At 59.0% G+C, this 532-nt stretch carries 2 protein-coding genes; both read right to left on the bottom strand.

Features of this window, described 5'->3' with window-relative positions; translation table 11 throughout:
• Positions 1-266, bottom strand: a 266-nt coding sequence (locus J5M56_RS24185) for a Na+/H+ antiporter subunit G (protein ID WP_207937966.1), incomplete at its 3' end; no start/stop codon positions are given.
• The coding region (locus tag J5M56_RS24180) for a K+/H+ antiporter subunit F (protein WP_243430891.1) at positions 263-532 on the bottom strand (270 nt) is incomplete at its 5' end. The genes J5M56_RS24180 and J5M56_RS24185, both read right to left, overlap by 4 nt.

The following is a 532-nucleotide window of genomic DNA, read 5'->3' as shown; positions in this document are numbered from 1 at the left end:
GTGGTCACCGGCACGGTGATCGCCAACAGGACCGGGATCAACCAGGCATGCACCACTGGTGCGGATTTCAATGCCGAAAAGCAGATGATCGACGCCAGTGCCACACACCAGGCACCGAGTGTCGAGGCCAGCGCTGGCGGGTGCATACGCTGGAAGTAATCCTTCATGCGCAGCAATCCTGTTGCGCCCAGCAGGGTAAACACGCCGCTGAGCACCAGCAGCACCGCCACCGGAATCTCGACCCACAAAGACAATTCGGTATTCATTCGATCACCTCGCCACGCAGCAGGAATTTCGCCAGGGCAAAGGAGCCGACGAAGCCGAACAGCGCGATCAGCAGCGCCGCTTCGAAGTAGGTATCACTGGCGTAACGAATGCCCAGGGTCAGCATCATCAGCATCGCGACGATATACAGGTAATCCAGCGCCAGTACCCGATCCTGTGCTGACGGGCCTTTGAACAGGCGCACCAGGGTCAGCGCCATCGCCACGCAGTACAGAAACAGCGTCAGCAGAATCGCATTCGACAGCAA

Origin of the sequence: Pseudomonas sp. 51_B, from assembly GCF_017491595.1 — a bacterium.
In the GTDB taxonomy this organism is placed as follows: domain Bacteria; phylum Pseudomonadota; class Gammaproteobacteria; order Pseudomonadales; family Pseudomonadaceae; genus Aquipseudomonas; species Aquipseudomonas promysalinigenes.
Note: the sequence above shows the minus strand (reverse complement) of the source record. Positions and strands in the feature narration are given on the sequence as shown.